Source organism: Brevundimonas sp., assembly GCF_046293315.1.
Classification (GTDB): Bacteria; Pseudomonadota; Alphaproteobacteria; order Caulobacterales; family Caulobacteraceae; genus Brevundimonas.
Genome location: NZ_JBKBPF010000020.1, coordinates 1 through 21,771, shown reverse-complemented (window position 1 = coordinate 21,771; position 21,771 = coordinate 1). Strand labels below are relative to the sequence as shown.

General features: G+C 67.6%; 21 protein-coding genes, 2 tRNA genes and 1 pseudogene. 10 read left to right on the top strand and 14 right to left on the bottom strand.

Annotated features, from left to right (window positions below; all coding sequences use genetic code 11):
• The 3 genes and pseudogenes from ACK4SE_RS13580 to ACK4SE_RS13570 form a co-directional block, all read left to right on the top strand.
• Positions 1-822: pseudogene (locus ACK4SE_RS13580) on the top strand (DNA repair protein RecN); the annotation flags it as partial.
• A gap of 79 nt (positions 823-901) precedes the next feature.
• Positions 902-1,261, top strand: coding sequence for a hypothetical protein (locus ACK4SE_RS13575; RefSeq protein ID WP_409693745.1), 360 nt, complete (start codon positions 902-904; stop codon positions 1,259-1,261).
• 359 nt (positions 1,262-1,620) lie between these two features.
• Positions 1,621-3,531, top strand: a complete 1,911-nt coding sequence (locus ACK4SE_RS13570; RefSeq protein WP_409693743.1) for an ATP-binding protein — start codon at positions 1,621-1,623, stop codon at positions 3,529-3,531.
• Positions 3,532-3,541: 10 nt separating this feature from the next.
• On the opposite strand, the gene ACK4SE_RS13565 is transcribed toward ACK4SE_RS13570, so the two are convergent.
• From ACK4SE_RS13565 to ACK4SE_RS13550, 4 genes are read right to left on the bottom strand one after another with little or no spacing between them, the layout of a single operon-like run.
• Complete coding sequence (locus tag ACK4SE_RS13565) at positions 3,542-4,252, bottom strand: NUDIX hydrolase (protein ID WP_409693741.1); 711 nt, start codon at positions 4,250-4,252, stop codon at positions 3,542-3,544.
• A complete protein-coding gene (gene rnr, locus ACK4SE_RS13560; RefSeq protein ID WP_409693739.1) occupies positions 4,249-6,564 on the bottom strand; it encodes a ribonuclease R in 2,316 nt (771 codons plus the stop codon). The genes ACK4SE_RS13565 and rnr overlap by 4 nt, the downstream gene beginning before the upstream one ends.
• A gap of 2 nt (positions 6,565-6,566) precedes the next feature.
• A complete protein-coding gene (locus tag ACK4SE_RS13555) occupies positions 6,567-7,001 on the bottom strand; it encodes a type II toxin-antitoxin system VapC family toxin (protein WP_409693737.1) in 435 nt (144 codons plus the stop codon).
• Positions 6,998-7,261 carry a type II toxin-antitoxin system Phd/YefM family antitoxin gene (locus ACK4SE_RS13550; RefSeq protein ID WP_409693735.1) on the bottom strand — a complete coding sequence of 88 codons (264 nt, stop codon included), beginning with the start codon at positions 7,259-7,261 and terminating at the stop codon, positions 6,998-7,000. Before ACK4SE_RS13550 ends, ACK4SE_RS13555 begins: the two co-directional genes overlap by 4 nt.
• 128 nt (positions 7,262-7,389) lie before the next feature.
• Here ACK4SE_RS13550 and ACK4SE_RS13545 point away from each other — a divergent pair, with 128 nt between their 5' ends.
• Complete coding sequence (locus tag ACK4SE_RS13545) at positions 7,390-8,793, top strand: pyridoxal-phosphate dependent enzyme (protein WP_409693732.1); 1,404 nt, start codon at positions 7,390-7,392, stop codon at positions 8,791-8,793.
• A gap of 4 nt (positions 8,794-8,797) precedes the next feature.
• The gene (locus tag ACK4SE_RS13540; protein WP_409693730.1) at positions 8,798-9,961 is read left to right on the top strand and encodes a cystathionine gamma-synthase; all 1,164 of its coding nucleotides are present in this window, start codon (positions 8,798-8,800) and stop codon (positions 9,959-9,961) included.
• 212 nt (positions 9,962-10,173) lie between these two features.
• Here ACK4SE_RS13540 and ACK4SE_RS13535 read toward each other — a convergent pair whose 3' ends face one another.
• The 6 genes from ACK4SE_RS13535 to ACK4SE_RS13510 form a co-directional block, all read right to left on the bottom strand.
• Positions 10,174-11,010: a Ku protein gene (locus tag ACK4SE_RS13535; protein WP_409693727.1), complete on the bottom strand. Its 837-nt coding sequence runs from the start codon at positions 11,008-11,010 to the stop codon at positions 10,174-10,176.
• A 112-nt stretch (positions 11,011-11,122) separates the two neighbouring features.
• A complete protein-coding gene (locus ACK4SE_RS13530) occupies positions 11,123-11,674 on the bottom strand; it encodes an RcnB family protein (protein ID WP_409693725.1) in 552 nt (183 codons plus the stop codon).
• 117 nt (positions 11,675-11,791) lie between these two features.
• The gene (locus ACK4SE_RS13525) at positions 11,792-13,153 is read right to left on the bottom strand and encodes a hypothetical protein (RefSeq protein ID WP_409693722.1); all 1,362 of its coding nucleotides are present in this window, start codon (positions 13,151-13,153) and stop codon (positions 11,792-11,794) included.
• A 66-nt stretch (positions 13,154-13,219) separates the two neighbouring features.
• Positions 13,220-13,534: a hypothetical protein gene (locus ACK4SE_RS13520; RefSeq protein ID WP_409693719.1), complete on the bottom strand. Its 315-nt coding sequence runs from the start codon at positions 13,532-13,534 to the stop codon at positions 13,220-13,222.
• Between the two features lie 36 nt (positions 13,535-13,570).
• Entirely contained in the window at positions 13,571-14,128 is a 558-nt protein-coding gene (locus ACK4SE_RS13515) for an N-acetyltransferase family protein (protein ID WP_409693717.1), read from the bottom strand.
• Positions 14,113-16,293, bottom strand: coding sequence for a S9 family peptidase (locus ACK4SE_RS13510; protein ID WP_409693714.1), 2,181 nt, complete (start codon positions 16,291-16,293; stop codon positions 14,113-14,115). Before ACK4SE_RS13510 ends, ACK4SE_RS13515 begins: the two co-directional genes overlap by 16 nt.
• Positions 16,294-16,390: 97 nt before the next feature.
• Between ACK4SE_RS13510 and ACK4SE_RS13505 the strand changes: the two genes are divergently transcribed.
• Positions 16,391-17,203 (top strand): trypsin-like serine peptidase, encoded by an 813-nt coding sequence (locus ACK4SE_RS13505; protein WP_409693711.1) that lies wholly within the window; start codon positions 16,391-16,393, stop codon positions 17,201-17,203.
• A gap of 550 nt (positions 17,204-17,753) precedes the next feature.
• On the opposite strand, the gene glnA is transcribed toward ACK4SE_RS13505, so the two are convergent.
• Positions 17,754-19,163, bottom strand: coding sequence for a type I glutamate--ammonia ligase (gene glnA, locus ACK4SE_RS13500; protein ID WP_409693709.1), 1,410 nt, complete (start codon positions 19,161-19,163; stop codon positions 17,754-17,756).
• 74 nt (positions 19,164-19,237) lie between these two features.
• Positions 19,238-19,576 (bottom strand): P-II family nitrogen regulator, encoded by a 339-nt coding sequence (locus tag ACK4SE_RS13495; RefSeq protein WP_196838892.1) that lies wholly within the window; start codon positions 19,574-19,576, stop codon positions 19,238-19,240.
• 112 nt (positions 19,577-19,688) lie between these two features.
• Between ACK4SE_RS13495 and ACK4SE_RS13490 the strand changes: the two genes are divergently transcribed.
• Complete coding sequence (locus ACK4SE_RS13490; protein ID WP_409693706.1) at positions 19,689-20,513, top strand: NAD(P)H-hydrate dehydratase; 825 nt, start codon at positions 19,689-19,691, stop codon at positions 20,511-20,513.
• On the opposite strand, the gene ACK4SE_RS13485 is transcribed toward ACK4SE_RS13490, so the two are convergent.
• Positions 20,510-20,701 (bottom strand): hypothetical protein, encoded by a 192-nt coding sequence (locus ACK4SE_RS13485; protein WP_409693703.1) that lies wholly within the window; start codon positions 20,699-20,701, stop codon positions 20,510-20,512. The genes ACK4SE_RS13490 and ACK4SE_RS13485 overlap by 4 nt on opposite strands.
• Positions 20,702-20,797: 96 nt before the next feature.
• On the opposite strand from ACK4SE_RS13485, the gene ACK4SE_RS13480 reads away from it, so the two are divergent.
• Together ACK4SE_RS13480 and ACK4SE_RS13475 are read left to right on the top strand one after the other, a co-directional pair.
• A tRNA-Leu gene (locus tag ACK4SE_RS13480) sits at positions 20,798-20,882 on the top strand.
• A gap of 20 nt (positions 20,883-20,902) precedes the next feature.
• Positions 20,903-21,208 (top strand): alkylphosphonate utilization protein, encoded by a 306-nt coding sequence (locus tag ACK4SE_RS13475; protein WP_409693701.1) that lies wholly within the window; start codon positions 20,903-20,905, stop codon positions 21,206-21,208.
• A 55-nt stretch (positions 21,209-21,263) separates the two neighbouring features.
• On the opposite strand, the gene ACK4SE_RS13470 is transcribed toward ACK4SE_RS13475, so the two are convergent.
• Positions 21,264-21,353 (bottom strand) — tRNA-Ser (locus ACK4SE_RS13470).
• 92 nt (positions 21,354-21,445) lie between these two features.
• Between ACK4SE_RS13470 and ACK4SE_RS13465 the strand changes: the two genes are divergently transcribed.
• A partial coding sequence (locus ACK4SE_RS13465; RefSeq protein WP_409693698.1) for a septal ring lytic transglycosylase RlpA family protein occupies positions 21,446-21,771 on the top strand: 326 nt, incomplete at its 3' end.

Here is a 21,771-nt window from a genome sequence, read left to right as displayed (position 1 = left end):
GCGGTGGACGCGGCGGCGGACGCTTTCGAGTTCGAACCCGGAAAGCTGGACAAGGCCGAGGAGCGCCTGTTCGCCCTGCGCGCGGCGGCCCGCAAGCTGAACGTCGCCGTGGACGCCCTGCCGGCCCAGCGGATCCGGTTCCGCGAGCAACTGCGCCTGATCGAGGACGGCGCCGAGGCCCTGAAGGCGGCCGAGGCCGAATCAGCGGCCGCCCGCGCGGCCTATGATGAGGCGGCGGCGGCTCTGACCGCGGCGCGGCGCGCGGCCGGCGACCGGCTGGCTGCGGCGGTTCAGGCCGAGCTGGCGCCCCTCAAGCTGGAGCGCGCCCAGTTCCGCGTCACCCTGGAGGCCTTGCCCGAAGAGCGGCGCGGGCGCGAGGGCGCGGAGGCCGTGCGCTTCGAGGTGGCCACCAACGCCGGGACCGCCTTCGGCCCGCTGGACGCCATTGCGTCAGGCGGCGAGCTGGCGCGCTTCGCCCTGGCCATGAAGGCGGCCCTGGCCGAGCGCGGCGGCGGGGTCCAGCCGGTGATGATCTTCGACGAGGTGGATCAGGGCGTGGGCGGCGCCGTCGCCGAGGCCGTGGGCCTGCGCCTCAAGCGTCTGGCCGACGGCGCCCAGGTGCTGGTGGTGACCCACAGCCCCCAGGTCGCCGCCAAGGGCCACGCCCACTGGAAGGTCCGCAAGGCCGAGGTCGAGGGCGAGACCCGCACCTCCGTGGACGCCCTGACCGATCAGGCGCGGCAGGAAGAGATCGCGCGGATGCTGGCGGGGGCGGAGATCACGGATGCGGCGCGCGCGGCGGCGCGGGAATTGATCGGGTGAGGGGCCTAACTCGCTGCCGACAGTGGTGTGGGCCGTATGCCAAATACTGGAAAAGCGTCTGAGCAGGAAAGGCGGCGAGATGAAACCCGACGACAACCTTTCCAACCGAATGCGCGACCTGGCTGCCCGCCTTGACCGCTTTGAGCAGACGCAAGTTCGCGAATCTGTCGTTCAGCTGCGACCAGAACCACCTGCTGCAGTCATCATCTCTCCATTGGAAAAGGCGATCAGGCGTTGGGCGCTTATCATCTTCCTCGGCTGGGGTCTTGTTATCTATGGATTGTTTGTCGTTCAAAGCTGGGGACGAATGGACGCGTGGGATCTGATCTTCCTGCTCTGCTTCACGCTGCTATCTGCTCTCGGCTCGTACTGGTTCTTGTTCTTCTTCTACGTCGAGCTGGGCAAGAGCATCTGGCGTAAGATACGCAAAACCCCCTGAGGGGCCAGGAAGATAACCTGTCCTCGTGGACAGGGCAGGAGGACAGTTTGCTGTCCGGACTCCCCAGCGGCCAGAATGGTCGAGAAATATTCCTTTTTCACGCCTCCAGTATTTATGACCCGTCGTCCGTCCGGCCATATGTAACAGCGACTCGTTTCATCACCTGACGCTTGTGGCGGCGGCAAGGATCCGTTCTCCCGCAGGGGGTCTTCACAAAACAACCATGCGCGCCGGCCGCACCTGCCACGCTTAACCTAACCCGACCATAGGTTATTAATGCAGATCAAGGTACCTTTCGGCAGGTTCCCCGAAGGCAAGCGGCTTGTGTCGTCCCCAAAGCGCACCGAACGGGTGCAGACATGACGAATAAACCCAACCCGCCGCCGCTGGACGACGACGCGCGCCTGCCCTCCGACATTTTCGGTCTCGATCGTCTGGCTCGCCCGGTCTGGGTGTTCGATCCCGTCGCCGAACGAAAGCTCTACGCCAACCCCGGCGCCATCGCCCTGTGGGGCTCGGACGACCTGGCCAGCCTGCGCGCCCGCGACTTTTCCGTGAAGAGCCGGGCGGCCCGTATGCGCACCGAACAGACTTTCGCGGCGGTCAAGGCCGGTGAGATCCGGGCGGAGGTCTGGACCTTCTATCCCAACGGCCAGCCCGTCTCTGTCCGCGCCGTGTGCAGCCATCTGCCGCTGCGCGACGGTTCCAGCGCGATCCTGTTCGAAGCCTCCACCCTGGAGGAGTCGGACACGGATCACCTGCGCGCCCTGGAAGCGGTCCGCCATACCGCCACCCCCGTCTCCCTTTACGGGGAAGACGGACAGGAACTGTTCGGCAACCCTTGCGCCGGCATGGCCTACGGAGCCCGTCGTCGGTTCATGGAACGATGCCGTGACGCGCAGGACGCGCGCGAGGCGTGGCGCCAGGCCGAAAACGGCCACTTCACAGGGCGGCTGTGGATGCGGACAGAGACCGGCGTGTTCTGCCACAAGGTGACCCTGCAGCGGACGGTGGATCCCATCACGGGCGCCGTCGCGATCCTGTCCTACGAAAGCGACGACACCACCGCGATCGAGTCCGAAACGCGCCTCGCGGGTCAGATGGAGGCGCTGGAAGTCGCCACCCGCAAGGCCGAGGACGCCAACAACGCCAAGAGCGTCTTTCTCGCCAATATGAGCCACGAGATCCGCACCCCCCTGAACGGCGTCGTCAGCCTCGCCGATGTGCTCTGCCGCTCCGACCTGACCGACATCCAGCGCGAGGCGGCGGAGTTGATCCGCGCCTCCGGCCGCAGCCTCGAACACCTTCTGGCGGACATCCTTCAGCTGGCCCAGATCGAGGCGGGCGAAGTGAACATCGTCGTCGCGCCGTTCGATGTGGCGGAGGTGGCCCGCACGGTGACTGACCTGTCCCGCCTGAAAGCCGAGGAGAACGGATCGACGCTGGATCTGACCGTCGACCTGCCGACCGGCGTCGGTCGCAACGGCGACGGTCTGCGGTTTCACCAGATCCTGACCAATCTGGTCTCGAACGCGGTCAAGTTCACCCACAAGGGCGCCATCCGGGTGCGGCTGGAGGAGCACGGCGCGGGCCTGCGGCTCCAGGTCGAGGACACGGGGATCGGCTTCGACGCGGAGCAGGGCGAACGCATCTTCGAGCGCTTCCAGCAGGCCGACGGGTCGATCACGCGCCGATTCGGCGGCAGCGGCCTGGGCCTGTCGATCACCACCAGCCTGGTCCATCGCATGGGCGGCGAGATCGGTTGCGACAGTGTGCCCGGCGCGGGATCCACCTTCTGGGTCACCCTGCCGTTCGCCGCCGTCGATGTCGTTGAACCCCTCAGGCCCCGTTCGCCGGGGGACGACGACGTCCGCGGCCTGAAGGTGCTCGTCGCCGACGACCATCCCGTCAATCGCCGGGTCCTGGAGATGATCCTGCGGCCCCTCGGCGTTGACGTGGTCTCCGTGCAGAACGGGGTGGAAGCGGTCCACGCCGTCCGGCACGAGAGCTTCGATCTGGTCCTCATGGACATGCAGATGCCTGTGATGGACGGCCTCGATGCGACGCGGGCCATTGTCGCGGCGCAGGGTCCGCCCGTGGTGATGATCTCGGCCAACGGTCTGCCGCAGCACATCGAGGCGGCCCTGGACGCCGGCGCCGCCGCCTTCGTCACCAAGCCGGTCCAGCCGGCCATGCTGGTGGAAGCGCTCGTGGCCAGCATTGACCGGGCCTCCGGCGCGGTCCGCAAGGCCGGCCGGGCCGCGCCCTGAGGTCGTCGACCTATTCGTCCAGGTACTCAACCCGATGCCGCCCGTGTAGTTGCCTCACATAGGGCAGGGGGCGGTCGGGGGCCGTCAGCCGCTCGGCGGCCTCGTTCAGGACGAAGCGGGTGATGGCGGGCAGGTCCAGCGTCCGGGCCTCGTCCATGGCGATCCAGGCCACCGTGTCCAGCTCCTCGGTCGGGCGGGCGGCGGGCACGTCCAGCAGGGCTTCGGCCGTGGCCATGAAGAAGCGGGCGTCAAAGCGGCGGGTGCGGCCCGGCGGGGTGATGGCGCGGGCCATATAGGTCAGGGCCGACAGGTCGGGCAGGGCGCCCACGGCGCGAAAGCCGCGCCAGGGCCCGGCCACAGAGGCGGGCGGCGCGGCCCGGGCCAGACGCAGGCCGGTCTCCTCGAAGGTCTCGCGGATGGCGGTCAGGGCCAGGGCGCGAGCCCGGCGCGCGGGCAGCTCCCGGGCCAGCAGCGCCTGTGAGGCCTTGGGCAGATCGCCCGCCGCCTCGATGCGGAAGTCCGACGGATCGATCCGCCCGCCCGGAAACACCCACTTCGACGCCATGAACACGTGCCCCGCGGCGCGGCGGCCCATCAGCACCTCGGTGCGGCCGCCCGCCGTCCGCGTCACGATCAGGGTCGCCGCATCCTTTGGCCGCATGCGCGCGCCAGTGTGCGGCGCGTCCTTCAGATCCTGCGCGGCGTCAAAGGGGTGGCTCAACGCCGCTTGCCCTTTCGCACGCCTTTCAGCCCGCCCGACGGCGGCTTGGGCCCGCCCGGGCGCTTGGCGCCCCGCTTGGGCCGGTCGTCGCCGCCCCCGGACCGCCCGCGCACGCCCAGACGTGGCGCCTGGGCGTTGGGATCGCGGGGCTCGGGCTCGCTGACCATTTCGAACACCAGACCGCCGGTGATGGGGGTGGCCTCCACCAGCTTCACCTCCACCTCGCGGCCCAGCCGCCAGCGCTTGCCGGAGCGGTCGCCAACCAGGGCGTGAGCGCGGTCGTCGTGGACGAAATACTCGTCGCCCAGCTGCGAGATGGGCACGATGCCGTCGGCGCCGGTCTCCTGCAGCCGCACGAACAGGCCGAACCGGGTCACGCCGCTGATGCGCCCGGCGAAGGTCGCGCCCACGTGCTCCTCGAGGAAGGCGGCCACATAGCGGTCGGTCGCCTCCCGCTCGGCGGCCATGGAGCGGCGCTCTGTCGCGGTGATGTGCTCGGCGATGGCCTGCAGTTCGGTGGCCTCGGAGTCGGTCAGCCCGTCGTCGCCCAGCTTCAACGCCCGGATCAGGGCCCGGTGCACGATCAGGTCCGCATAGCGCCGGATCGGCGAGGTGAAGTGGGCGTAGCGGTCCAGATTCAGCCCGAAGTGGCCGATGTTCTCGGGCGAATAGATGGCCTGCATCTGGCTGCGCAGCACCACCTCATTGACGATCTCGGCATGGCCGCTGTCGCGGGTCTCGTCCAGCAGGCGGTTGAACCGCTTGGTGGTCGGCGCCTCGCCCTTGGTCCAGGGCTTGCCGATGGTCTGCAGGAAGTCGGCCAGGTTGAAGATCTTCTCCTGACTGGGGGTGTCGTGGACCCGGTAGATCAGGGGCGTCTTCTTCTGCTCCAGCGTTTCGGCGGCGCAGACGTTGGCCTGCACCATCATCTCCTCGATCAGGCGATGCGCCGGGATCGAGACCCGCGCCTGGATGCCCGACACCTCGCCGTCCTTGTCGAACAGGATGCGTCGTTCGCTGCTTTCGATGGCCAGCGGGCTGCGGCGCTCGCGGCCCTTCAGCATGGCCGCGTAGGCGTTCCACAGGGGATAGAGGATCGGCTCCATCAGCGGGCCGGTCAGGTCGGCGGTCTCGCCCTCGGCCTTGCCGTCGATGGCGTCCTGGGCTTGCTCATAGGCCAGCTTGGCGTGCGACCGCATCAGCCCGCGCACGAAACGGTGCGACAGCTTCCGGCCGTCCTTCGAGAACACCATGCGCACGGCCAGGCAGGCGCGGTTCTCGCCCTGCTTCAGGCTGCACAGCCCCGCCGACAGGTGCTCGGGCAGCATGGGCTCGACCCGGTCGGGGAAATAGGTGGAATTGCCCTTGTCCCGCGCCGTGCGGTCCAGGGCCGAGCCGGGGCGCACATAGGCGGCCACGTCGGCGATGGCGACCCAGACGATCCAGCCGCCTTCGTTGGCGGGATCCTCGTCCTTCTCGGCGAACACCGCGTCGTCGTGGTCGCGGGCGTCCATGGGGTCGATGGTGATGAAGGGGATGGCGCGCAGGTCCTCGCGGCCCTTCAGGGTCGGCGCCTCGGCCGCCTGGGCCTCGTCGTCCACCGCGTCGGGGAAGCCCGTCGGCACCCCGTGGGCGTGGATGGCCAGCAGGGAGGCGGCGCGGGGATCATCCTCGCGCCCCACGATCTCCAGCACCTTGCCCTGTTTGGGCCCATGGCGGCGTTCCGACTTCTCAAGCGCCGCCAGCACCAGATCTCCGTCGCGCAGAGGCTCGGCCTCCAGCTTCGACAGCACCAGGAAGTCCTTGGCCTTGCGGTCCACCGGCTCGATGCGGGTCTCGCGGCCGCCCTTGCGCACCACGCCCAGAAGCCGGTGAGCGCTCTGGCCCAGCTTCTTGATCATGCGGGCGGTCCACTGGTCGCCCTCTTTCTCGAACTTGGCCAGCATCCGGTCGCCCAGACCCGGCGCCGCGCCGCGCTCGCTGTCGCCGGGCAGCAGCAGGGCCAGCGGCGCGTCCTCGCCGCCCTTGGTGAGGCGCACGAACAGGTCGCCGTCCGCGTCGCGCTCCACCACATCGGCCACGCCCACCGGGGGCATGGCGCCGGCCTCGGCGAAGCCCTTGCGGCCGCGCTTGCCCAGCTGCCCCTCGGCCTCCAGCTCCTTCAGCATCTCGCGCAGGGCCCGGCGCTCCACGCCTTTCAGCCCGAAGGCGCGCGCGATGTCGGCCTTCTCCGCCTCGCCCGCCTCACGCAGGAATTCCAGCAGGGTGTCCTTGTCGGGAAGGCCGGCGGGCCGGCGGGGAGATTTGGGCATTTTCAGTTCGCCATCCTGGGCACATGAACATCCAGCCCGAGCTTAATAGCGGCTGTGGCGAGATTATTGTCGAACGTCACGAGGCGCGCTTCGATCCTCTGGCAGATCGCCACATGAATGGCGTCGGGCGCTCGCAACTGGAGGTCAAAACGCCGCACATGCAGGATGGCCGAATGAATGTCCGAAGGCTCCAGGACGTGAAGCGCAGCGAAACGCCCCGGCCAACCATCAAGGTCCTGGATCAATGCCTCGGCGGCGGCCTCATCGCATTTTCCCATGCGCAAGTATCTGGATATGGCGGAAGAAACCTCGGCTATGGCGAAGTCGCTGATGGCCAGCTCATTGATCGATTCCAGGATGAACTGATCGACAATAAGACTCGTGGTTTCACGCAGCAGGCTGGCGGCCACGATGCTGGCGTCCAGATAGTTCGTCACTCTGCGGGATCGTCCCAGGCGGCGTGAACAAGCTCAACCGCCGTCATGCCGACCAGCGGCGGACGCGCCTCGCGCCTGGCGATCAGTTCCGCATAGGCTGCCTGGCGTTCCTCGATCGTCAATCGGCTGCGCTCAGCCACCGGCCGAATCTCCGCGATGGGCTTGCCATGGCGGGTGATGATCACCCGTTCGCCGGCCAGCGCCTTGTCCAGCAGGCGCGGCAGGGTGTTCTTGGCTTCCGCGACGCTGTAGGTGGTCATGAAGAGCTCCGATTATGGCCAATAATATAGCCATTTTCTTTCCCCCTCGCCAGACCCGCACCGCTTGACGCGGCGGCGGCGCCCCCTCAGCTTCCGGGCCAAAATCCCGTTCAGGAGTTCATCAGCGCATGTCGCTACCGGAAACGCCCGTCCTCACCCGTCCCGCCGGATCGGTGCTCGATCTCATCGGCAACACGCCGATGATGGAGGTCACCCGCATCGACACCGGCAAGTGCCGGCTGTTCCTCAAGCTGGAGAGCCAGAACCCCGGCGGATCCATCAAGGACCGCATCGCCCTGGCCATGATCGAGGCGGCGGAGAAGGAAGGCTTCCTCAAGCCCGGCGGCACCATCGTCGAGGCCACGGCGGGCAACACCGGTCTGGCCCTGACGCTGGTCGGCACGCAGAAGGGCTACAAGATCCTGCTGGTCATTCCCGACAAAATGTCGCGCGAAAAGATCCAGCATCTCAGGGCCATGGGCGCGGATGTTCGCCTGACGCGTTCGGATGTGCCGCACGGCCACCCCGAGTACTACACCGACATGGCCGAGCGTCTGGCCCAGCAGCTGCCCGGCGGCTTCTACGTCAACCAGTTCGCCAACAAGGCCAACTCCGAGGCCCACCGCCTCAGCACCGGGCCGGAAATCTGGGAACAGATGGGCTACGATGTGGATGCGGTCGTCACCGGCATCGGCTCGGGCGGCACCATCACCGGCGTCGGCCAGTTCCTGCATTCGGTGTCGCCGAAGACCGAGATGATCCTGGCCGACCCCGTCGGCTCCGTGCTGGCCGGCCTCGTCAATGACGGCGTGCCCAGCCCCGAGGGCAGCTTTGCGGTCGAGGGCATCGGCCAGAATTTCGTGCCCGACACCACCGACATGAGCGAGATCGCCAGGGCCTATTCGATCCCGGACACCGAGGCGATCGCGGCGGCGCGGGAGCTGCTGCTGAAGGAGGGCGTGCTGGCGGGCTCGTCATCGGGCACCCTGCTGGCCGCGGCGCTGCGCTATTGCCGCGAGCAGACCGAGCCCAAGCGGGTGGTCAGCTTCGTGTGCGACACCGGGGCGAAGTACCTGTCCAAGGTCTACAATGACGCCTGGCTGGCCGATCAGGGCCTGACCGAGCGCGAGATGCATGGCGACCTGTCGGACGTCATCACCCGCAAATATGAAGAAGGCGCCGTGGTGGCCATCGGCCCCGACGACACCCTGGACACCGCCTTCAAGCGCATGCGCGGCGCCGACGTGTCCCAGCTGCCGGTGATCGTTGACGGCCGTCTGGTGGGCATCCTGGACGAGAGCGACATCGTCCATGTGCTGAACACCGACGAGATCACCCGCGAGGCCCGCTTCAGGAAAACCGTGGGCGAGGTGATGATCCGCGATCTGGACACCCTGCAGGTGGCCGAGCCGCTGGACGCCCTGATCCCCATCTTCGACCGGGACCGCGTGGCCATCGTGCTGGACGGTGAGAAATTCGTCGGCCTGATCACCCGCACTGACCTGATCAATCACCTGAGCCTCAACCGGTAAGCTCATGGACAGCAAGAAGAACAGCCAGGGTTTCTCCACCCGCGCGATCCATGCGGGTCAGCATCCGGACCCGACCACGGGCGCGGTGATGACGCCGATCTACGCCACGTCCACCTACGCTCAGGAAAGTCCGGGCGTGAACAAGGGCTATGAGTACGCCCGGGGCAAGAACCCCACGCGCGAGGCCTTCGAGGCCTGCATCGCCGATCTTGAGGGCGGAACCCACGGCTTCGCCTTCGCCAGCGGCATGGCGGCCACCTCCACGGCGCTGGAGCTGCTGGACGCGGGCGCCCACATTGTCACGGGCGACGACCTTTACGGCGGCTCGTGGCGGCTGTTCGAGCGGGTGCGTCGCCGGTCCATGGGGCTGGACTTCGCCTATGTGGACCTGTCGGACCTGAGCGCGGTCGAGGCGGCGATCACCGACAAGACCAGGATGCTGTGGGTCGAGACGCCCACCAATCCGCTGATGAAGCTGGCCGACATCGCCGCCCTGTCGAAGATCGCCAAGGCGCACGGCCTGCTGCTGGTGGTGGACAACACCTTCGCCACGCCGTGGAGCCAGCAGCCGCTTGGCCTCGGCGCCGATGTGGTCATGCACTCGGCCACCAAATATCTGAACGGCCACTCCGACATCATCGGCGGGGTTCTGGTGGCGAAGGATGCGGATCTCGCCACGCGCATCAAGTTCCTGCAGAACTCGGTGGGCGGGGTGATGGGGCCGTTCGACGCCTTCCTCGCCAACCGGGGCCTCAAGACCCTCGGCCTGCGCATGAAGGCCCACAACGAGAACGCCCTGGCCGTGGCCCGCTGGCTCGAGACCCATGCGGGCATCGAGCGGGTGATCTACCCGGGCCTTGAAAGCCATCCCCAGCACGCGCTGGCGAAGCGTCAGATGAACGGCGCCTTCGGCGGCATGGTCAGCGTGCTGATCGACGGCGATCTGGCGCGCACGAAGCAGGTGCTGGAGCGGGTCGCGGTGTTCACGCTCGCGGAGTCCCTCGGCGGCGTTGAAAGCCTGGTCAACCACCCGGCCATCATGACCCACGCCAGCGTGCCCAAAGACGTGCGCGAGGCCGGCGGCGTGACGGACAATCTGATCCGTCTGTCGGTGGGCGTCGAGGACATCGACGACCTGATCGCCGACCTGGACCAGGCCCTGACCTAGGTTCTATCCCTATAAGCCGCGCTAAATTAGTTCAGTGATTTCAATAATTCCGTCACCCTCGGGCTTGTCCCGAGGGCCTATGGTGGAAACAGTTTCGACAGGTCGCCGGGTGGCGCCAGACAGTCAAGGCTCCTCAAAATTACGCTTGAGGCTACAATGGGTCCTCGGGACAAGCCCGAGGATGACGGACTTACAGGGACAGACCCTGGGCGTCAGCTCGCCTTCTTGCGGGGGGCGGCCTTGGCCGGAGCCTTCTTCGCGGGCGCCTTCTTGGCCGTCGCGGAGCCCTTGAGGCTGTTCTTCAGCGCCTCCATCAGGTCGATGACATTGGTCTCGTCCGGCTCGGGCGAGGCCACCAGCTTCTTGCCTTTGGTCTTGGCGTTGATCATCTCGCGCAGGGCGTCGTCATAGCCGTCCTTGAACTCGGCCGGATCGAAGTCCGCTTCCTTCTGGCCGATGATCTTGTGGGCGATCTCGATCATGTCCTTGTCGGCTTTCACCGTCGGGATGTTGTCGAAGAAGTCGCCCGCGTCGCGCACCTCGTCCCGGGACCGCAGGGTGTAGGCGATGATGCCCTTGTCGCGCACCTCCAGCGCCACCTGACGCTCCTTGCCGCGCAGCACCAGACAGCCCAGCGCCACCTTGCCCGCCTTCTTCATGGCCTCGCGGATGACCGAGAACGCCTCGGCCCCGTCCTTGTCGGGGACCATGTAGTGGGGCGTGTCCCAGTACAGCCGGTCGATATCCGACTCATCCACGAAGCGGTCGATGCTGATGGCCTTGGTGCTCTCCAGCTTGACCTTGTCGAAGTCGGCGTCGTCGAACAGGACGTATTCGTCCTTCTTGACCTCATAGCCCCGCACCAGATCCGACCGTTCCACCGGCCCGGTGTCCGGATCGGTCGGCACCATGCGGATGCGGTTGTTGGTCTCGGGATTGATCAGGTGAAAACGCACGTCATTCGCCGAGGTCGTCGCCGTGAACAGCGACACCGGACAACTGACCAGCGACAGCTTCAGGCGGCCTTGCCATGTGGGTCTCGCAACCATTGTTCAGCCCTTCTTCAAGGCCGGATCAACGTGCGGCGGCGCTGGGGGTTCAGCGGACGCGAAAAAGCCCCGCCGCATCGCTGCGACGGGGCCGTTCCGATGGAGCCGGTTCCTAGTTGAACAGACCCACGATGACGGCGGTGATCAGGCCGGTGGCGACGGCGGTCAGGACCACGTCATTGTCGACGCGGGTGTACTGATAGCCCCGCGGCGGGGCCCGCAGGCCGTATTGCCGGTGATCGACCACATAGCGGCTCTGGCGATACGACGGGGGCAGGGTGTAGCCCGCGTTCCACTGGCGATAGCTGTAGCCGGCCGGACGGTGATAGGCGCCGGCGTTGTAGCGACGCTGGGCCATCATGCGGTTGGCCTGGGCGCGTTGCTGCTGTTGCAGTCGTTGTTGCTGCTGCTGAATCTGGCGCTGCTGCTGCGCGATCTGGCGCTGGCGTTCCTGGGCGGCGCGCTGTTGCTGGGCGTTGCGCTGGTTCTGGCGGGCGTCGGGACGGCGGTCGTCGCGACGGTCGTAGCGGTCGCCGCGATCCTGGCGCTGTTCATAACGGTCGCCGCGATCGGGGCGGGACTGGGCTTCCGCGGCGGAGGCCGCGCCCAGGGTGGTGGCCGCCATGACGGCGGCGATGGCGGCGGTGAGAGCCTTGTTGGTCATCGGATTTCCTCGTCGGCGGGATTGCCTGATGACCCCACACTAGAGACCCCGCCCTGAGCCCGACCTGAACGCCGCTGGTCAGGCGCCATTCATCCCCGCCGCCGCCTGCCGCCGCCCTCAGTCGATCTTCAGGCGCATGAACACCATGCTGCCCGTGGGCCGGTCGTCCCCGTACAGCGGGGCCAGATCGGCGGGCACGTCATTGATGGCATACAGGGCGCCCAGGCCCAGACGGGCGCGCGGGGCGACCCTCCAGTCGCGCAGCACCCCCACCGACGCCTTGGACACGGTGAAGGTCTCGCCGTGATGGCCGCCGTGGCCCGGGACCAGCTCGTCGCTGTCGATGCGCTCGGCGCGGGCGAAGACGGTCCAGCGGTCGTCAGGGCTGAACGCGGTCTCCAGCAGCCAGGCGTCCTTGGCGTCATGATCCCCCTCGCGGCGGCCCCAGGCGGCGGTGGATGACCACCAGCCGTTCGCGCCGATGCGCCGGGCGTGGATGGCGCTGGCCGACCATTTGGTCTCGTCGTCGTCCGGGTGCAGCTGTTCCGGCGCCGACACATCGGCCCAAGACGCCTGCAGCGACCACTCGGGCGAGGGATTCCACGACAGGCGCACGGCGACGCTGTCCAGATCCGGCTCCTCGATATCGAAGCGGTCCTGATCCGGCTCGCGGCCCCGGAAGCTGGACACCTCCACCTTCCAGTCGTTCTGGACATAGCCCAGCGTCGCCACGCCGAAGACGATGTGGGTGGAATCCAGCCAGTGGTGGGTGATGGGCGCCTCGGGACTGTCCATGGCGCTCATGCGGTGCATGAAGGCCGGCGGTCCGAACGCCGGTTCGCCCGGCAGGCCCACATAGGCGAAGACGCTGGAGGTCTCCGACAGCGCGCGGCTGTACGAGGCCGACAGCTCCATGAACAGGTCGTGGGGATGCTGACGGTCCACCAGCGGGGTGACCCCGTCCGCCGTCTCGCCCGCCGCCAGCAGCAGGGGATAGCCCTCGGCCCCCATCCACGGGTCGGGGCTGATCATGCCGCGCAGGGTCAGCTTCGACCCGTCGGCGAAGTCCCGGCGTCCCGTGGTCATCAGCATGCCGGCGAGGAAGGTGTCGTCATCGCCGCGCGGCCCGCCCTGGTTGCTGTGGACCAGATTGAGCGTGGCGTGGGTCATGACCATCCAGTCGCCCGCCTGATGGTGGACCCCGCCGTGACGGCCCATGTCCGGCTGCCAGGACGTGCCCGAGGCGTCGCGATTCATGGACCAGGGGCCATAGGAACTGGTCATGCCGTGGTCGGGGCCGTGATCAGGGCCGTGACCGTCCCCGTGATCCTGCGCCGCAGGCATGGGGTGTCCCGCGTGGGGATCGGCGGCGGGCTGATGGTGATCGTGGTGGTCGTGCGCGTCCTGGGCCCGGGCGGCCGGGATCAGGACGAGAAAGGATGCGCCGGCGCAAAGCGCGGCGAGCGAGCGGGTGGGCATGAAAGCCTCCGATGGAAAGGCGGGTATGCGTCTGTGGACGCGGGATGTCGGGATGGTCTCGCGCGATCAGGCGCGCGGAGGGCCCGGTTCCGGCGACAGGTCGCGTCCCGTCCGCTCGAGGGCGGCGGAGGGCGAGGGCAGGGCGTCGTGGACGATGACGGCTTCGCTGACAGGCGCCGGGATCGGGGTCGCGACGCAGGCGATGCAGCAGGCCATGACCGGCGAGCCCCCGGCCGGATCGTGATCGCCCGCCGGGTCCATGGCCGCTTCGTGACAGGGCGACGGCGCGCTGTCGTCCGCCATGGCGGGCGCGCCGAGGCCGCCCAGGACCAGAACGGCCAGGACGCCCAGCATCAAAGCGATGGCGCGCAGCATCGGCATGGGCGCGGTATAGGCCGCGCCGCGCCCCGCCGCAAATCAGGCCCCCACGAACGGCAGGCCGTCGCCCGCGGGCGGCGCGTCGTCGCCGGCCCCCAGCGCCCGCTGCATGAAGACCACGTCGCGCCAGCCGTCCAGCTTCCAGCCCGCTGCGCGAAAGGCGCCCGCATGGGTGAAGCCGCAGCGCTCGTGCAGGCGGATGGAGCCGGCGTTGTCCGCATCGCCGATCACCGCCACCATCTGGCGCAGGTCCATGGCCTCGCACCGCGCGATCAGGGCGGTCAGCAGGGCGGCCCCGACCCCGCGCCCCTGCAGGTCCGGCGCCACATAGACCGAATCCTCCACCAGCCAGCCGTACCCCGCCCGCATGCGGAACGGCCCGGCGTAGGCGTAGCCGGCGAAGGCCCCGTCGATCTCGGCGGCCAGCCACGGCAGGCCCAGCTCACGGATGCGCGCGAACCGGCCCGTCATCTCGGCATGGTCCGGCGGGTCGTATTCGAAGCTGCCCGTTCCGGTGCGGACGCTGTGCCCGTACAGGGCCGTCACGGCGGGCAGGTCGCCCGCCGCCGCGTCCCGGATGATCAGACCTGTTCCCACCCGCGCTCCACCGACCACAGGGCGAAGGCGTAGTCGAAGGCGATCTCCTTGAGGAAATCGAACCGGCCCGAGGCGCCGCCGTGCCCGGCCTCCATATTGATCTTCAGCAGGATGGGGTCGCCCGAGGTGCTGAACTCGCGCAGCTTGGCCGCCCATTTGGCGGGCTCCCAGTAGGTCACCCGCGGGTCCGACAGGCCGCCGGTGGCCAGCACGGCGGGGTAGGGGACCGCCGTCACATTGTCATAGGGGCTGTAGCTGGCGATGTAGTCGTAGGCCGCCTCGTCCTCCAGCGGATTACCCCATTCGGGCCACTCCGGCGGGGTCAGGGGCAGGGTCACGTCGCTCATGGTGTTCAGCACGTCCACGAACGGCACCGCCGCGATGATGCCCGTGTAGAGCTCGGGCCGCAGATTGATGATGGCGCCCATCAGCAGGCCCCCGGCCGAACCGCCGTAGGCCACCACCTTCGCGGGATCGCCATAGCCGGTCGCCAGCAGATGATCGGTCACCGCATTGAAGTCGGTGAAGGTGTTGATCTTCTTGTCTGTGCGGCCGTCCAGGAACCAGCCCCAGCCCTTCTCCGTGCCGCCCCGGATGTGGGCGGTCGCCCAGACCCAGCCGCGATCCACCAGCGACAGGTTGCGGATCGAGAAGCTGGGATCCATCGAATAGCCGTAGGAGCCGTAGCCATAGACCATCAGCGGCGCGGTGCCGTCGATGGGCGTGTCGCGGCGGGCCAGGATGGTGACGGGCACCTGCTCGCCGTCCGGCGCCGTGGCGAACAGGCGGCGGGCCACATAGTCCTCCGGGTTGTGGCCGGAGGGAATCTCCTGGGTCTTGCGCAGCACCTTCTCGCGCGTGGCCATGTCGTAGTCGAAAGTCTGGGTCGGGGTCGTGGGCGACGTATAGACGTAGCGCAGGGTGGTGGTCTCGAACTCGTAGCCGCCCAGCGTGCCCAGCACATAGGCCTCTTCCGGCTGGACGATCTCGTGCTCGCTCAGGTCGTCCTTGCGGGTGATGACCAGGCGGGTGTTGGCGTTGACCCGCTCGCGGCGCACCAGATGGTTCTCGAACGCCATGGTCTCCATGACGAAGGTGCCCGGGCGGTGCGGCTTCCACTCGGTCCAGTTGGCGGCGGAAGGATCGTCCTCGGGGGCCCACATCAGCTTGAAGTCGATGGCGCCGTCGGCATTGGTCAGCACCACGAAGCGATCCCCCCAGTGCTCCAGATCATAGCGCACGCCCACCCGGCGCGGCTCCACCACGCGCGGCTCGCCGGTGGGGTCAGCGGCGGAAATCAGGCGGTACTCGCTGGTCTCCTGATTCTGGCTGGCGATGCCGATGTAGGCGCCGGACTTCATGGCCCAGACGCCGAGGAACATGCCGGGGTCGGCTTCCTCATAGACCAGCACATCCTCGCCGCCGCGCGCGGGGCGACGATAGATCTTCGTCGGCCGCCCGTTCTCGTCGCGGAATGTCCAGAACAGCCACTGGCCGTCGGGCGAGAAGGTGAAGCCGCCCGTGGAGCTTTCCACCGATCCGGGCAGGACCTCGCCCGTGGCCAGGTCCTTGACCCGAATGACGTAGTACTCCGATCCCTGCGCGTCCTCGGCCCAGGCATACAGGGCATGGTCCGCGCTGTGCTCGGCGCTGCCCACGTCATAGTAGTCATGGGGCTGGGCCAGGGCGTCCACGTCGATCAGGATCTGCTCGCCGTCCTCGCGTCCGCGCGGTCGACGGACGTGCAGCGGATGCTGGGCCCCGATCTGATACCGGGTGTAGTATTCCCAGTCGCCGTCCGGGGCGGGGACGGAGCTGTCGTCCTCCTTGATGCGGCCCTTCATCTCCTCGAACAGGGTGTTCTGGAGGTCTTCGGTGGAGGCCAGCATGGCGCGGGAATAGGTGTTCTCGGCGTCCAGATGCTCGCGGATGTCGGCGCGCAGCACCGACGGATCGCGCATCACCGCCTGCCAGTTGTCGTCCTTCATCCAGAAGTAGTTGTCGGTGCGGGTTCGGCCCAGTTGGGTGATGCTGTGGGGATCGCGGCGGGCGACGGGCGGCTGGGGCATCGAAACTCCGGATTGCTGGCGAGCCAGGACGGGGCCGCCCGAGGCGGCGAGGGTCGCCGATGCGGCGACGGACATGATCATTTGACGGCGGTTCATCCGGCGATTCCCTGACTGACAGCCCTATTGGCGCCCAGACCTTGTGCCTCACTTCGTCGGGCCGTCAAATACCGATGCGCCCCATTGAGGAGAGTTCATGTTCGCCGAAGCCGTGACCTGGGATCTGACCGTGTCGCTGATCAATGCGACGGTCCAGCTGGACCAGCCCCAGGGCGATGGCACGCGCACCGTGGGCACCGGCTTCCTGATCGATGCCCCGCGCGCCGACGGCACGCCCCGGGTGGTGCTGATCACCGCCGGCCACGTGTTCGACCGCATGCCCCGTCAGGACGCCCGCATCGGCTGGCGGGTTCCCCTCAGCGACGGCAACTGGCGCTTCACCCCCGCGCCCCTGACCATCCGCGACGCGGAGGAGGAGCCGCTGTGGGTCAGCCACCCCGACCACGACGTGGCGGTCATGAGCATCGAGGCGCCGGACGCCTTCGCCCGCGCCGCCATCCCCATCGGCTGGCTGGCGGACGGCTACACCTTCGAGCGCTTTGACGTGGCCCCGGGGGACGAGATGATGTCCCTGGGCTTTCCCCGGGGCCTGTCGGCCAACCGGGCGGGCTTCCCGATCCTCAGGGTCGGGCGTATCGCCTCCTATCCGCTGTCGCCGGTCGTGGCCTTCCCGACCTTCCTGGTGGATTTCACCGTCTTTCCGGGCAACTCGGGCGGGCCGGTGTTCCTGACCGGATCGGCGCGCATGCGCCCCGGCGTGCCCCAGCCGGAGCACCCCTTCATCGCCGGCGTGCTGACCCAGCAGGTGGAGATGAACAGCGAGCGTCTGGGTATCGGCGTGGTGGTCCACGCCAGCTACATCCGCGAGACCATCCAGCTTCTGGACGAGGCGGAGCGGGCGGCGGCGCAAGATGAGGCCGGCGCCGCCGACGAGATCGCGCTCGAGTGAGCCCGACCGCGCCGGGCGTGGGCTGAAACCGACGCCTGATCCCGCATTTTCACGCACCAATCCCTTTTGTCGTAAGGGATTATCTGTCCCGACGCCGGTTTTTCCACAGCCCTGTTCAGCCAGGCCTTATCCTTGGCGTGTCATTCGGCAGGGCAGGAGGGGCCATGGAAAATCAGGCGCCGTGAGACTCCAGTTGCACTGTTTTTTGATCCGGGAGTCTCACGCGGCGACGTCAGGGACCCAGCGCAGGCCGGACCACGGCGCTCCGGCGAAATGAGACTCCATTGCACTGTTTTTTGGTCCGGGAGTCTCAAGAACCCGCGGGCCCGGTGAGACTCCATTTGCACTGTTTTTTGGGAGGAGAGTCTAACGGCTTCGGGAGCGGCCAGAAAAAACCCTAGAGAATTCAAGGATCGTTAGACTCCAGTTGCACTGTTTTTCGCGCGTGGAGTCTCACGGTCGAACGGGCCGCCGGCCCGCCCACGATTGCTCGTGGCCGGACCGGCGCCGCGTCATCGACCCGGGATGACCGGGTCTCGCCGCCGACGGATCAGCAGCTGTAGTACATGTCGAATTCGACCGGGTGCGGGTGCAGTTGCAGCCGCTCGACCTCTTCCATCTTCAGCTCGATGTAGCTGTCGATGAAGTCGTCATCCATGACGCCGCCCTTCTTGAGGAACTCGCGATCCTTGTCGAGGTTCTCGAGCGCCTCGCGCAGCGAGCCGCAGACCTCGGGGATGGAGCCGCGCTCCTGCGGGGGCAGGTCGTACAGGTTCTTGTCGGCGGCCGCGCCCGGATCGATCCGGTTCTCGATGCCGTCGAGGCCGGCCATCAGCAGGGCGACGAAGGTCAGGTAGGGGTTGCCCATGGGATCGGGGAAGCGGGCTTCGATGCGCTTGGCCTTGGGCGAGGACACCCACGGGATACGGATCGAGGCCGAGCGGTTGCGGCTGGAGTAGGCCAGCTTCACCGGCGCTTCATAGCCGGGCACCAGGCGCTTGTAGCTGTTGGTGGTGGAGTTGGAGAACGCGTTGATGGCCTTGGCGTGTTTGATGATGCCGCCGATGTACCAGAGGCACTGCTCCGACAGGCCGGCGTACTTGTCGCCGGCGAACATGGGCTTGCCGTCCTTCCAGATGGACTGGTGCACGTGCATGCCCGAGCCGTTGTCGGCGAACATGGGCTTGGCCATGAAGGTGGCCGACTTGCCGTAGGCGGCCGCGACGTTGTGGATGACGTACTTGTACAGCTGCAGCCGGTCGGCCATGGTCACCAGTTCGGCGAACTTCAGGCCCAGCTCGTGCTGCGCCGGGGCGACTTCGTGGTGGTGCTTCTCGGGCTCCAGGCCCAGGTCCTTCATCACCGCCAGCATCTCGCCGCGCAGGTCCTGACAGGAGTCCACCGGGTTGACCGGGAAGTAGCCGCCCTTGGCGCGCGGGCGGTGGCCCATGTTGCCTTCGGTGTACTCGGCCCCGGTGTTGGCCGGAAGCTCAGTGGAATCAAAGGCATAGCCGGTTTCATGCGGCGAGGTGGACCAGCGCACGTCGTCGAAGATGAAGAACTCGGCCTCGGGGCCGAAATAGACCTTGTCGCCTACGCCGGACGACTGGACGTAGGCCAGCGCCTTCTTGGCCATGGAGCGGCTGTCGCGGGAATAGGGCTCGCCCGTGTCCGGGTTCATCACGTCGCAGAACAGGAACATGGTGGTCTGCTGGTAGAACGGGTCGATGTAGGCCGTCTCCAGGTCCGGCTTGAGCAGCATGTCGGACTCGTTGATGGCCTTCCATCCGGCGATCGACGAGCCGTCGAACATGGTGCCTTCGTTCAGGAAGTCCTCGTCCACCAGGTCGATGTCGAAGGTGACATGCTGAAGCTTGCCCCGCGTGTCGGTGAAACGGACGTCGACGTATTTCACGTCCTTGTCCTTGATCTCTTGGAGGATCTTGCTGGCGCTGCTCATTCTCGTAAGTCCAGGTTTGGGGAGGTTGAAAAGGAAACGGCCGCTCCCGTGAAGGAACGGCCGACGGCGAAAGGTCAGATGGCCTGGGCTCCGGTCTCTCCGGTGCGGATGCGGATGACGTCGGACACATCGGTGATGAAGATCTTGCCGTCGCCGATCTTGCCGGTGCGGGCGGCGGTCTGGATCGCCTCGACCACGGCCGGGGCCATGTCGTCGGGGACCACCACCTCCAGCTTGATCTTGGGCAGGAAGTCGATGACGTACTCGGCGCCCCGGTAGAGTTCGGAGTGCCCCTTCTGACGGCCGTATCCCTTGGCCTCCAGAACGGTCATGCCCTGAACCCCGATGTCCTGAAGGGCTTCCTTCACTTCATCCAGCTTGAAGGGCTTTATGACGGCTTCGATCTTCTTCATCGGCTCCCCGAAGCGCGGCGTTTCGCCACTCGGCATACGGGATGATAAGGGACATTGCATCGCACAATAACGCAAGCCTCTTTCGCAGATTTGTCACAGCGTGATGGCGCCCATGACCCAGACCAATCACCCGGACCTCTGGCGGTCCGCGCTGCCCAGACCGGGCGTCGACAGCCACAAACACAGCCGCGGCCGACTGGGCGTCGTGTCCGGTCCGGCCTTGCGCACCGGGGCCGCGCGGCTGGCGGCGCGGGCCGGCCTGCGCACGGGGGCGGGGCTGGTGAAGGTGTTCTGTCCGCCCGACGCCGCGATGGTTCTGGCGCCGGTTCTGGAGGCGGTGATGCTGGACGTGTTCGAGGACGCCGAGGAGCTCGGCCGCCTGGCCGCCCCCATGGACGCCATGATCATCGGGCCCGCCGCGGGCCTCACCGAGGCCACTGCGGCCAACATCGCCGCGCTCCAGCGCACCGGCGCGGCCCTGGTCATCGACGCTGACGGGCTGAGCCTGTTCGAAGGCCGGGCAGGGGACCTGTTCGCCGGTCTGGACCGCGACGACGTGCTGACACCCCACGCGGGCGAGTTCGAGCGCCTGTTCCCCGGCCTGCTCGACCATCACGGCAGGGAAGGGGCCGCGCGCCTCGCCGCCGAAAGGGCAGGGGCCGTCCTCGTCCTGAAGGGCGCAGACACGGTCATCGCCGCCCCCGACGGCCGGCTGTGCATCAACCGCAAGGGCTCGCCCTGGCTGGCCACGGCCGGGACCGGCGATGTGCTGGCCGGCATGATCGGCGGCCTGCTGGCCCAGAAGATGGAGAGTTTCGACGCCGCCTGCGCCGCCGTCTGGATGCACGCAGAGGCGGGCCGCGCGGTCGGACCGGGGCTGATTTCAGAGGACCTGCCCGGCCGCATCGGGCCGGTGCTGGGCGCTCTGCTGGACTAGAGGCTCAGGTCCGCGCGCCGGAACGCCCGCGACCCGCGACGCCGACGCATCAGATCGTGCAGGGAATCCGCCAGCCTCAGCACCTGATCCTCGGTCATGCGCCCGGCCGCATCCAGCAGCTCAAGCCGCAGGGCCTCGACCTCCTCGTCGCTGAAGTCCGCCGGCCGATAGTGAAATGACTGTCCCATCGCACTCCCACTCCCACGCCTGAAGCGCACATCGGGGCCCTCCGGTTCCCCTTGCCATGGCGGCCCGGAACGTCCTAGAGGCCACGCCTGCCTCATGCGGATGTGGCGGAACTGGTAGACGCACTGGATTTAGGTTCCAGCGCCGCAAGGCGTGGAGGTTCGAGTCCTCTCATCCGCACCACAGGCTCCCGCGAGGGCGACATGACCACCGACAGCGGCGAGTATGTCTATGACGAGGCCACCGGCGAGTGGCTCAGCCCGGCCGACGCGGCCGCCCGCACCGAAGCCAGCCAGGTCGTCGTCCGTGACGCCGTGGGCAATGCGCTGGCCGACGGGGACAGCGTCACCCTGATCAAGGACCTGGCGGTCAAGGGCGCGGGCCAGACCCTGAAGCGCGGCACGGTCATCAAGTCCATCCGCCTGACCGGCGACGAGCAGGAAATCGACTGCCGCCACCCGTCCATCAAGGGCCTGGTCCTGCGCGCCGAGTTCGTCCGCAAGGTCTAGACCGTGGGGACGGGGTTCACCCGGGGACACGACTGCATTGCCCCCCCGGAAACGATGGCGGACAGGGTGGGATTCGAACCCACGGTAGGCTCACACCTACGGCGGTTTTCAAGACCGCTGCCTTAAACCACTCGGCCACCTGTCCGGCGCGGGGTGCATAGCAGGGAAGGGGGGCGTTAACCAAAGCGGAAAATTTCGCGGCCATGATGCCCGTCGAATTCGGCGAATGAGGCAGGCGTGCTGGAACGGCTCATCCCAACTGTGCGCATCGGCGTGGCGGCGGCGTTCATGCTGGTTCTGGCGGCGTGCGCCTCGGGCGGGCGGGACCTGCCGCGCGGGGGCGTACTGACGCCGCCCGTGGTCAGCGATCCCGCGCCCATCGTCAGCGGCACCATGCGCGCCTATCAGATCCGGGGCCGCTGGTATCATCCCGCGCACCAGCCGAACTACGAGGAAGTCGGTCAGGCGTCCTGGTACGGGCCGGGCTTTCACGGCCGCCCAACGGCCAGCGGCGAGCGCTTCGACGAGAACGCCCTGACCGCCGCCCACAAGACCCTGCCGCT

Bases quoted from the DNA above. Each gene is read 5' to 3' on its own strand.
- ACK4SE_RS13545 (WP_409693732.1), top strand. From the start codon at position 7,390: ATGTCGCTACCGGAAACGCCCGTCCTCACCCGTCCCGCCGGATCGGTG.
- rnr (WP_409693739.1), bottom strand. From the start codon at position 6,564: ATGCCCAAATCTCCCCGCCGGCCCGCCGGCCTTCCCGACAAGGACACC.
- ACK4SE_RS13575 (WP_409693745.1), top strand. From the start codon at position 902: ATGAAACCCGACGACAACCTTTCCAACCGAATGCGCGACCTGGCTGCC.
- ACK4SE_RS13475 (WP_409693701.1), top strand. From the start codon at position 20,903: ATGACCACCGACAGCGGCGAGTATGTCTATGACGAGGCCACCGGCGAG.
- ACK4SE_RS13570 (WP_409693743.1), top strand. From the start codon at position 1,621: ATGACGAATAAACCCAACCCGCCGCCGCTGGACGACGACGCGCGCCTG.
- ACK4SE_RS13550 (WP_409693735.1), bottom strand. From the start codon at position 7,261: ATGACCACCTACAGCGTCGCGGAAGCCAAGAACACCCTGCCGCGCCTG.
- ACK4SE_RS13530 (WP_409693725.1), bottom strand. From the start codon at position 11,674: ATGACCAACAAGGCTCTCACCGCCGCCATCGCCGCCGTCATGGCGGCC.
- ACK4SE_RS13520 (WP_409693719.1), bottom strand. From the start codon at position 13,534: ATGCCGATGCTGCGCGCCATCGCTTTGATGCTGGGCGTCCTGGCCGTT.
- ACK4SE_RS13495 (WP_196838892.1), bottom strand. From the start codon at position 19,576: ATGAAGAAGATCGAAGCCGTCATAAAGCCCTTCAAGCTGGATGAAGTG.
- ACK4SE_RS13535 (WP_409693727.1), bottom strand. From the start codon at position 11,010: ATGGTTGCGAGACCCACATGGCAAGGCCGCCTGAAGCTGTCGCTGGTC.
- ACK4SE_RS13540 (WP_409693730.1), top strand. From the start codon at position 8,798: ATGGACAGCAAGAAGAACAGCCAGGGTTTCTCCACCCGCGCGATCCAT.
- ACK4SE_RS13490 (WP_409693706.1), top strand. From the start codon at position 19,689: ATGACCCAGACCAATCACCCGGACCTCTGGCGGTCCGCGCTGCCCAGA.
- glnA (WP_409693709.1), bottom strand. From the start codon at position 19,163: ATGAGCAGCGCCAGCAAGATCCTCCAAGAGATCAAGGACAAGGACGTG.
- ACK4SE_RS13505 (WP_409693711.1), top strand. From the start codon at position 16,391: ATGTTCGCCGAAGCCGTGACCTGGGATCTGACCGTGTCGCTGATCAAT.
- ACK4SE_RS13485 (WP_409693703.1), bottom strand. From the start codon at position 20,701: ATGGGACAGTCATTTCACTATCGGCCGGCGGACTTCAGCGACGAGGAG.
- ACK4SE_RS13510 (WP_409693714.1), bottom strand. From the start codon at position 16,293: ATGAACCGCCGTCAAATGATCATGTCCGTCGCCGCATCGGCGACCCTC.
- ACK4SE_RS13525 (WP_409693722.1), bottom strand. From the start codon at position 13,153: ATGCCCACCCGCTCGCTCGCCGCGCTTTGCGCCGGCGCATCCTTTCTC.